This is a genomic window from Vibrio sp. 10N.247.311.14 (assembly GCF_041467715.1).
Classification (GTDB): domain Bacteria; phylum Pseudomonadota; class Gammaproteobacteria; order Enterobacterales; family Vibrionaceae; genus Vibrio; species Vibrio crassostreae_C.
In genome coordinates, this window is record NZ_JBFSVE010000060.1 from 23748 (window position 1) to 33751 (window position 10004).

Below are 10004 nucleotides of genomic sequence, written 5' to 3' on the forward strand. Positions count from 1 at the left end.
CGTAAATAATCACCAATTGCTCGATAATATTTACCACGAGATGGTTGCTCCAAAGTTCCCCGTCATTCCAGAACTGAGGAACGAAGTATCTGGAATCTCCAATAACAAAAACAGATTCCCGATTACGCTCCTTCGTCGCTTTCGAGAATGACGACTAAATTGATTATCGAGAGCGTAAAATCCACTTACAAAAAAGGCCTCACCGAAGTGAAGCCTTTAGAATAATTTGCAGTGCCGATTATTGAGCTGGGCGTGGGCAAATTTCAGATTCTGGGAAGAAGAATTCGATTTCGCGAGCTGCAGACTCAGGGCTGTCGCTGCCGTGAACTGAGTTGTAACGCATGCTGATTGCGTAGTCAGCACGGATAGTACCGCATGCCGCTTCTTCTGGGTTTGTTTTACCCATAAGTTCACGGTAACGAGCGATAGCGTTTTCGCCTTCAAGCACTTGAACCATGATAGGACCAGAAGTCATAAACTCTTTAAGAGCTGGGAAGAACTCTTTGCCTTCATGTTCAGCGTAGAAGCCACTCGCTTGCTCTTCAGTAAGACGAACCATTTTAGCAGCAATAATTTCTAGGCCTGCTTTTTCGATACGGTGGTAGATTTCACCAACAAGGTTACGCTTAACTGCATCCGGCTTAACAATTGAGAACGTTCTTTCTAGAGCCATAGGGATTCCTTCACTTCATTTTTTTGTTATTAAATACTGAAATTACTGAGATCTTTCGATCTGAGCTTTATGAATGAGCGGCACAAAATACCGCTCACCCTTATTATTATTTTGCTTGGTCGATAAGAAGACGAGCCAGTGTGCGAACGCCCATACCCGTTGCGCCTGCCGCCCACTTGTCACTTGCTGACTTACGGTAAGTACCCGCGCAATCCATATGAATCCAACCTTTTTTGTAATCATCTACAAAGTAAGAAAGGAATGCCGCTGCTGTACTTGCACCCGGTGTGTAATCGCCTGTGCTGATGTTTGAAAGATCAGCAAAGTTTGAAGGCAACATACCACGGTGGAAATCAGCAAGAGGCAGTGGCCATAAGCCTTCTTTCTCTTGGTTTGCCGCTGTTAGCGCTTGGTGAGACAACTCATCATCGAAGCTTAATAGTGCGTGGTAGTCGTTACCTAATGCGTTTTTAGCCGCGCCTGTTAGCGTTGCACAGTCGATGATCAGCTCAGGGCTTTGTGCACTTGCGTACATCAGGCCATCAGCTAGCACTAAGCGACCTTCCGCATCAGTGTTCATGATCTCAACTGTTTTACCGTTTTTGTAGGTAATGATATCGCCAAGCTTCAATGCGCGACCAGAGATCATGTTCTCTGCGCAACATAGAATAAGCTTGATGCGCTTGTTAAGACCGCGTTCAATCGCAAGACCTAAACCACCAGTAATCGTTGCTGCGCCACCCATGTCAGCTTTCATCGCTGTCATGAATTGGCCTGGCTTGATACTGTAACCGCCCGAATCGAACGTAATACCTTTACCGACTAAACAGGCAAATACAGGTGCGTTTTCATCGCCTGTTGGGTTGAAGTCCAGTTGCAGCATTGCTGATGTACGCTCAGAGCCACGACCTACCGCGTAGATGCCTTCCCAACCTTCAGTTAGGAGATCTTTGTCTTTAACGATTTTTGCTTTTACTGTGCCCGCTGGCGCCACTGATTTGATGTATTCAGCAGCCATTGTCGCAAGTTGACGAGGTGCCACTTCTTCAGCCGTTTTGTTGATAATGTCACGCGTCCAATCAGTAGCACGGATGCGAGCTTCTAGCTCAGCTTGGTCGGCTTCTGAAAGTGCATCCCATTCCAATGCATTCTTTTTCTTTGGTCCACGGTAGCCTTGGTAAAAAGCCCAAACGCTTTCTAGATCCCAACCTTCACCACGAAGTGAAACGAATGCGATACCTTGTCCGTCAAGCGTACGACCCGCACGTTGAACTGCGCCTAGATCGTGGCCTTCACCAATGTGAATTGTCGCTCCCGCTTCTGAGAACGATAAAATAGCTCTTGCTCCCCACTGAGGCTGGGCAGCTTCTTGACTTAAAAATACTGACATCTGTGTAGACATGATTTCTCCTTGTCATGAACCACTTCGAGAGTGTGATTCTGATTATTTTTTATTAGCTCACTGATGTTAGCATTATGTAGGAGGAAAATGTCATTTTGATAAAAAAACGGACCATAAGGTCCGCTTTTTTTAGTAAGAATTGTTAACTTGGCTGCGTTTTATATTGGACTGATACCAACCCGCGACCAAATCATTAGACAAGAGGATTAATCCATCTCATCCATCCAGCACAAAATAATAGCCTCTAAGATTTTCTCATTCGAGTGGTTAGGCTCGTCGTCGAACTCTTCAAGGTCTAGCACCCATTGATGCAGATCGGTAAAACGTACCGTTTTAGGATCAGTATCAGGGTACAAATCACATAGCTCAATTGCGATGTCTCGCGAATCAATCCACTTCAAGCTCATAACACTTCCTTATATTTATTAGCGACGCTCTGTCACCTTTATGATCTATATTCTAGGCCAGTTTTTTTAAACCGTTATTTCAGTCATGGCGAAACCACCATGACTGTAGAGAAGTTCTTAGTGATCTTCAGACGCTAGGTTCAATGTGTACTTTGGAATCTCTACAACAAGATCCGTATCAGCCACTTTTGCTTGGCAGCCAAGGCGAGATTCCATCTCTAAGCCCCATGCTTTATCTAGCATGTCGTCTTCTAGGTCATCACTCTCTTCTAAAGAATCAAAACCTTCACGAATCACAACGTGACATGTCGTACATGCACACGATTTTTCACATGCGTGTTCAATACCAATACCGGCCTTCAATGCAACATCAAGAACCGTCTCACCAGTTTTTGCTTCTAAAACAGCGCCTTCTGGACATAGATCTTCGTGAGGTAAAACAATAATCTTTGGCATGTTTATCTATTCTCTAACTATTAAATATTATCGACTGACTGACCTGACAGTGCAGCACGAATTGATTTATCCATACGACGAGAAGCAAAGTCTTGGCTCGCTTTGTCGGTATTCTTAATTTCTAGTTCAATCGCATCGGCATTATCGCCATTGCGCACTTCAATCAGTGCTTCAATCGCTTGAACAAGTTGTTGTTTGCCTTGCTCATCAAGTAACTCATCGCCATCGGCTTGCATTGCAGCAATTAGGCCTTCAATAACGCGATCCGCTTCTACGCGTTGCTCAGCAAGAGCACGCGCTTGCATGTCTTCTTTTGCAAAAGTCATCGAATCTTTCAGCATGCTAGCCACTTCGTTATCGCTTAGACCGTAAGAGGGCTTAACTTGGATTTCAGCTTGAACGCCTGTGCTCTTCTCCATTGCGGTAACCGATAGCAGGCCATCAGCATCCACTTGGTAAGTCACACGAATATGAGCAGCACCTGCAGTCATCGGCGGGATGCCTTTCAAAGCAAATCGAGCCAGTGAACGACAGTCATCAACCATTTCGCGTTCACCTTGTACGGTGTGCACTGTCATAGCAGTTTGACCGTCTTTGAACGTGGTAAATTCTTGTGCGCGAGCCACTGGGATCGTGGTGTTTCGAGGGATGATCTTTTCGACCAAACCGCCCATGGTTTCGATGCCAAGAGACAGAGGGATAACGTCCAATAGCAGCATCTCAGAGTCAGGCTTATTACCGACTAAGATATCCGCTTGAATCGATGCGCCAATTGCAACCACTTCATCAGGGTTAATGCTGGTTAGTGGCGTACGACCAAAGAAGTCACCGACCATTTCACGTACAAGTAATGTGCGAGTTGAACCGCCGACCATCACGACTTCTAGAACTTCATCTGCATCAACTTCCGCATCTTTTAGTGCACGACGGCATGAAAGCAGTGTTTTCTTAACGAGCGGTTTGATGATCTCTTCAAACTCTTCACGAGTTAATGAACCAGACCAACCTAGTACTTCAACCTCAACGCTTTCAGCTTCAGATAAGCCAATCTTCGCTTCTGTTGCGGCGTCTAGAAGAATACGGTTCTGCTCTGCAGTTAGCTCCGATAAGCCCATTTGCTCTTGGAAATGATCCGCAACTAAATGGTCAAAGTCGTCGCCGCCTAATGCAGAGTCACCGCCCGTAGCTAGAACTTCGAAGACACCTTTAGATAGGCGTAGGATAGAGATATCAAACGTACCACCACCTAAGTCATAAACAGCAATTACCCCTTCTTTACCTGAATCCAAACCGTAAGCAATCGCAGCGGCAGTCGGCTCATTAAGAAGACGTAACACGTGAAGACCAGCAAGTTGCGCCGCGTCTTTCGTACCCGCACGCTGTGCATCATCAAAGTAAGCAGGAACGGTAATAACAGCACCAGATAACTCGCCACCAAGTGTTGACTCAGCACGTTGACCTAGCGCTCGCAGAATGTCTGCAGATACTTGAATTGGGTTTTTGTTACCTTGCTCTGTGCGAATCACAGGCAAACCATTATCACTTTCTTCAAATTGATATGGCAGAGATGGGTATCGCTGTTGAATATCTGACAGTGAGCGACCGATTAGTCGCTTAACTGAGATAATGGTATTTTTAGGATCAGTCTGTGCATTTGCACGAGCTTCATCACCAGTCGTGTATGACTCTGACGTATAGTGAACAACGGAAGGAAGAATACTGCGACCCTGTTGATCAATCAGTGTGCTCGCCTCACCACTGCGCACTGCCGCAACCAATGAGTTTGTTGTACCTAAATCAATACCCACAGCAAGCTTGTGCTGATGAGGAGCGGCGCTTTGCCCTGGTTCTGCAATCTGAAGTAGTGCCATGGATGTGTCCTTGTTATACGAACTAGCCGATCAGACGATCTTCAACTAACTCGATTTCATTCTTTAATTTTGCAATAAACTTAAGCTTTCTTACTCGGTCTGCACCTTCTAGCCAAGCCTCACTGTCGAGTTCTTGTTGGATAGCGCTTAATTGTTGTTTATACATTTTGCTAACCTTTCCTTCAAATGCAAACAAAGCATCTTCAGGTTCAGAACTGTCGGCGATATCTTCAAGCTCTTCACGCAATTCCATTTGCTCCATTAGGAACATAGGATCTTGCAGGGTCTGCTGTTCACCACGAATATCCTCACCATGTTGCACTAACAGGTATTCAGCTCGGCTGATTGGATTCTTCAATACCTGATACGCATCATTGATTTGCGCAGCTTTTTGCACGGCTAGCAGGCGATCACGCTCAGAAGCAGTGGCAAATTTATCAGGGTGGAATTGGCGTTGCAGATCTCTAAACTGAGAAGAAAGAAGGCTACCATCCAGTTGAAACTGAAGTGGTAGCCCAAATAATTCGAAATGATTCATGTAACGGTGGTCCTAAGTTTAGGCTCTTCAATCAGAGCCTAATTTTATTCTTCGCTCACTATAAACGCTTAACGATTGAAGCGTTTATACGTTGAAGCTCTCACCACAACCACATTCGCCTTTCGCGTTAGGGTTGTTGAATTCAAAACCTTCGTTTAGGCCTTCTTTTACGTAATCAAGCTCAGTTCCGTCTAGGTAAACTAGGCTCTTTGGATCAATAATGACCTTAACACCTGAATGCTCGAACACTTCGTCTTCTTCGTTAAGCTCGTCAACGAATTCTAGTACATACGCCATACCCGAACAGCCAGTCGTTTTTACCGCTAAGCGTAACCCGATACCTTTACCTCGGTTATCTAGGAAAGCTTGAACTCGGCTTGCTGCCGTATCTGTCATGGTGATGGCCATACTACAACCTTGTGTTTTATATAAATTGAGAACTCAGGGGGAGCACAAAGGATGCTCCCAAATATTGCTTATTTTTTGTGATTACTTAATGAGACGATTAACGCTTCTTTTTGTAATCCGCAACAGCTGCTTTGATTGCATCTTCAGCAAGAATTGAACAGTGAACTTTCACTGGTGGCAACTCTAGCTCTTCTGCGATTTCAGAGTTTTTGATAGCTGCCGCTTCATCAATACTTTTGCCTTTAACCCACTCAGTTACTAGTGAGCTAGAAGCGATTGCGCTGCCGCAACCGTAAGTTTTGAATTTTGCATCTTCGATAATGCCTTCTGGCGTTACCTTGATTTGCAGTTTCATTACGTCACCACAAGCTGGTGCGCCAACCATGCCGCTACCTACACTTGGATCTTCTTTATCAAACGAACCTACGTTACGTGGGTTTTCGTAGTGATCAATTACTTTTTCGCTATATGCCATGATAGTTACCTCGAATCCTCTATTTCCGTGAGATTAGTGATGAGCCCACTCAACAGTGTTCAAATCAATCCCTTCTTTATACATATCCCATAGAGGAGACATGTCGCGTAATTTATTTACTGCTACACGGATTTGTGCAATCGCGTAGTCGATTTCTTCTTCCGTAGTGAAACGGCCGAATGAAAAACGTACTGAGCTGTGTGCCAGTTCATCGTTTAAGCCAAGAGCGCGTAAAACGTATGAAGGCTCAAGACTCGCTGATGTACATGCAGAACCTGATGATACCGCTAAGTCTTTTAAAGACATAAGCAGAGATTCACCTTCAACGAAAGCAAAGCTCACGTTTAGGTTATGTGGTACACGTTGATCTAAGTCGCCATTTACCGTTACTGCTTCTAGATCTTGAACCCCTTTCAATAGACGCTCGCGAAGTGCTAGTGCGTGGTCATAATCTTTCTGCATGTCTTGTTTAGCGACAGCAAAAGCTTCACCCATACCCACGATTTGGTGAGTAGCAAGCGTACCAGAACGGAAACCACGTTCGTGACCTCCACCGTGCATCTGTGCTTCAAGACGAATACGTGGCTTACGACGAACGTACAAAGCACCAATGCCTTTAGGGCCGTATGCTTTGTGTGCAGAAAGAGAGATAAGGTCAACTTTCATCTCTTTTACATCTAGTGGGATTTTACCCGCAGACTGAGCCGCATCAACGTGGAAGATGATCTTGCGTGAACGACATAATTCGCCGATTGCAGAGATATCTTGGATTACACCAATCTCGTTGTTTACGTGCATGATAGAAACAAGAACCGTATCTTCACGCATTGCTGCTTGTAGCTTGTCTAAATCAATGATGCCGTTTGCTTCAGGCTCAAGGTAAGTCACCTCAAAACCTTCACGCTCTAGTTGGCGACATGGATCAAGAACCGCTTTATGTTCTGTTTTACACGTGATTACGTGCTTACCTTTCTTCTCGTAAAAGTGCGCTGCACCTTTGATAGCAAGGTTGTCTGACTCTGTAGCACCTGACGTGAAAACAATCTCACGTGGGTCTGCATTTAGTAGATCGGCAATTTGCTCACGAGCATTATCTACTGATTCTTCTGCCTGCCAGCCGTAACGGTGTGAACGAGATGCAGGGTTACCGAAGTTACCGTCCATCGTCATGCACTGAACCATTTTTTCAGCAACACGTGGATCGACTGGGCATGTAGCTGAATAGTCAAAGTAAATAGGCAGTTTCATTTTCTACTCCAATGTAAAAACTGACCGCTAAGAGCGGGCATTAACACCGTGAGGTGCTGCACTAATCGTTGTAGTGCTCGTATTTTTATGTGCAAAACCATTATTAACCGCAAGATCGATATCTTGACGATCAGAAATCTCTAAAACTTCGTTATCTTTCATTAGCTCACCGAGCGTAATGTCATTTAAGAAGCTGCTGATTCGGGAGCTTAAATCACGCCAAAGAGTGTGAGTTAAACAACGACTACCACCTTGGCAATCTGCTCGACCGTGACACTTAGTTGCATCAACTGATTCGTCTACTGCAGCAATTACAGTTCCGACAGCGATGTCGCTCGCTTCAGCACCTAAACGGTAACCACCGCCAGGACCACGAACACTAGCAACTAAGCCAGCTTTACGTAACTTAGAAAATAGCTGTTCTAAGTAAGATAATGAGATGCCCTGTCGCTCTGAAATATCAGCCAGAGGAACTGGGCTTTTTTGCGAATGCAGTGCTACATCTAGCATAGCTGTTACCGCATATCTTCCTTTAGATGTAAGTTTCATATCACACCGAATCCACATTGTTTATGTGGTTGGAATCTTCCCATACCTGACTAAATTGGTCAAGTATTTAGTTGACTATTTTAGTCAAGTATTCACCCTTAGGGTTTGTGTGGTTTTTATTTGTCGTTTTTGCTCTTCTCAATTGAAGTCAAAATGCCGCGTAGAGTGTTGATCTCTTGCAACTCTGGACGAGCTCGACTGAACAGACGACGTAGTTTATTCATCACCTGACCTGGCTTATCCTTAGAGATAAATTGGGTATCAATGATCACTTTTTCAAGGTGCTCATAGAACATTTCTAGTTCTTCGTGACGAGGGTACTCATCTTGTTGCTGTGGCTGATATTGGCTAGCGACCATATCAAGGTGAGCTACACGCACTTCGTAGCTCAGAGTCTGCACTGCCATTGCTAGGTTTAGCGAGCTGTATTCAGGGTTAGCTGGGATACATACATGGAAGTGGCACTTCTGAAGCTCATCGTTAGTCAAGCCAGTACGTTCACGGCCGAACACTAATGCGACTGGGTGCTTTTGACCTTCAATCGCAAACTTTTGTCCACACTCACGAGGCTCAAGCATTGGCCATTCAAGCGTACGTGAACGTGCACTCGAACCAACCACTAAACCACAGTCTTTTACGGCTTCGTCTAATGTAGAAACGATGGTCGCGTTTTCTGCGATGTCACCTGCACCCGCAGCCAGTGCTAAGGTCTGCTCGTCAACTTCACATTGAGGGTCTACAAGAACTAATTGACTCAAACCCATCACTTTCATTGCGCGAGCTGCTGATCCGATATTTCCCGAATGAGACGTACCAACCAGAACGACTTTTACATTGTCTAACATGCTATATGACACCACTTTAAAAATAATCGCGAGATATTAACACATAGCAAAGTAAAATGGTCAGACCCTTCGCGTAATGTGAAACCAAGAGTTCAAAAAATAACCACTTCCCTTTTGGTAAAACTTTGGTATACTCGCCGCCGCTTTAAATTGTTCTTTAACATCTTGTGGGAAAAACCATATGCATCCAATGCTAAACATTGCGATACGCGCTGCGCGTAAAGCTGGCAACCATATTGCTAAATCTCTAGAAACAACTGATAAGATCGAATCGTCTCTAAAAGGTAACAACGATTACGTTACTAACATTGCTCAAGAAGCTGAGTACATGATCATTGAGACAATCAAAGCATCTTACCCAGAGCACAGCATTATTTCTGAAGAGAAAGGCCTGACTGAAGGTAAAGACTCTGATGTACAATGGATCGTTGACCCACTGGATGGCACCAACAACTTTGTAAAAGGTTTCCCTCACTTCTCTGTATCTATCGCTGTTCGCATGAACGGTCGTACAGAAGTTGCTTGTGTTTATGACCCAATGCTAAACGAGCTATTCACAGCTCAACGTGGCGCTGGCGCTCAACTTAACAACGCTCGTATGCGTGTTACTCAACTAAAAGACCTTCAAGGTACTGTTCTAGCGACTGGTTTCCCATTCAAGCAAAAACAACACTCTGAATCTTTCATGAAGATCATCTCTGGTCTATTCATCGACTGTGCTGATTTCCGTCGTACAGGTTCTCCTGCTCTTGACCTATGTTACCTAGCAGCTGGCCGTGTTGATGGTTACCTAGAACTTGGCCTTAAGCCATGGGATCTAGCAGCTGGCGATCTAATCGCTCGTGAAGCTGGTGCTATCATGACTGACTTTGCTGGCGGTACTGATTACATGACTTCTGGTAATGTTGTTGCTTCAAGCGCACGTGGTGTTAAGTCTATTCTTAAGCACGTTCGTGAGAACGCTAACGAAGGTATGCTGAAGTAATTCAGACCTTACGTTAACGCTCCCTCTTTTAAGGGCGCATAAAAATTCCAAAGCCTCGCTATATAGCTATAGCGAGGCTTTTTTGTATCTGCGATACGAGATACGAGATACGAGATACGAGATACGAGATACGAGATACGAGATACG

General features: G+C 44.7%; 12 protein-coding genes. 1 reads left to right on the forward strand and 11 read right to left on the reverse strand.

What is annotated here, in order from left to right; all coding sequences use genetic code 11:
- Positions 1–238: 238 nt before the first annotated feature.
- The 11 genes from ndk to trmJ form a co-directional block, all read right to left on the reverse strand.
- On the reverse strand, positions 239–673 hold the full coding sequence (gene ndk / locus AB6F11_RS18650; RefSeq protein WP_016797173.1) for a nucleoside-diphosphate kinase: 435 nt from the start codon (positions 671–673) through the stop codon (positions 239–241).
- 106 nt (positions 674–779) lie between these two features.
- Complete coding sequence (pepB, locus tag AB6F11_RS18655; RefSeq protein ID WP_102333717.1) at positions 780–2075, reverse strand: aminopeptidase PepB; 1296 nt, start codon at positions 2073–2075, stop codon at positions 780–782.
- Positions 2076–2281: 206 nt separating this feature from the next.
- Positions 2282–2482 (reverse strand): Fe-S cluster assembly protein IscX, encoded by a 201-nt coding sequence (gene iscX / locus AB6F11_RS18660; protein ID WP_004740335.1) that lies wholly within the window; start codon positions 2480–2482, stop codon positions 2282–2284.
- Between the two features lie 117 nt (positions 2483–2599).
- Positions 2600–2938, reverse strand: a complete 339-nt coding sequence (gene fdx, locus AB6F11_RS18665) for an ISC system 2Fe-2S type ferredoxin (RefSeq protein WP_010440525.1) — start codon at positions 2936–2938, stop codon at positions 2600–2602.
- A 20-nt stretch (positions 2939–2958) separates the two neighbouring features.
- A complete protein-coding gene (gene hscA / locus AB6F11_RS18670) occupies positions 2959–4809 on the reverse strand; it encodes a Fe-S protein assembly chaperone HscA (RefSeq protein WP_048658837.1) in 1851 nt (616 codons plus the stop codon).
- Between the two features lie 22 nt (positions 4810–4831).
- Positions 4832–5347: a co-chaperone HscB gene (gene hscB, locus AB6F11_RS18675; RefSeq protein ID WP_102394404.1), complete on the reverse strand. Its 516-nt coding sequence runs from the start codon at positions 5345–5347 to the stop codon at positions 4832–4834.
- 84 nt (positions 5348–5431) lie between these two features.
- Positions 5432–5755, reverse strand: a complete 324-nt coding sequence (gene iscA, locus AB6F11_RS18680; RefSeq protein WP_010440519.1) for an iron-sulfur cluster assembly protein IscA — start codon at positions 5753–5755, stop codon at positions 5432–5434.
- A 97-nt stretch (positions 5756–5852) separates the two neighbouring features.
- A complete protein-coding gene (iscU, locus tag AB6F11_RS18685; RefSeq protein WP_004740340.1) occupies positions 5853–6230 on the reverse strand; it encodes a Fe-S cluster assembly scaffold IscU in 378 nt (125 codons plus the stop codon).
- Positions 6231–6263: 33 nt separating this feature from the next.
- Positions 6264–7478 (reverse strand): IscS subfamily cysteine desulfurase, encoded by a 1215-nt coding sequence (locus AB6F11_RS18690; RefSeq protein WP_010440514.1) that lies wholly within the window; start codon positions 7476–7478, stop codon positions 6264–6266.
- A gap of 27 nt (positions 7479–7505) precedes the next feature.
- Entirely contained in the window at positions 7506–8027 is a 522-nt protein-coding gene (gene iscR, locus AB6F11_RS18695) for a Fe-S cluster assembly transcriptional regulator IscR (RefSeq protein WP_010440512.1), read from the reverse strand.
- A 116-nt stretch (positions 8028–8143) separates the two neighbouring features.
- Positions 8144–8872: a tRNA (cytosine(32)/uridine(32)-2'-O)-methyltransferase TrmJ gene (trmJ, locus tag AB6F11_RS18700; protein ID WP_017062835.1), complete on the reverse strand. Its 729-nt coding sequence runs from the start codon at positions 8870–8872 to the stop codon at positions 8144–8146.
- A 181-nt stretch (positions 8873–9053) separates the two neighbouring features.
- Between trmJ and suhB the strand changes: the two genes are divergently transcribed.
- Positions 9054–9857: an inositol-1-monophosphatase gene (gene suhB, locus AB6F11_RS18705; RefSeq protein WP_017062836.1), complete on the forward strand. Its 804-nt coding sequence runs from the start codon at positions 9054–9056 to the stop codon at positions 9855–9857.
- The last annotated feature ends 147 nt before the right edge of the window (positions 9858–10004 follow it).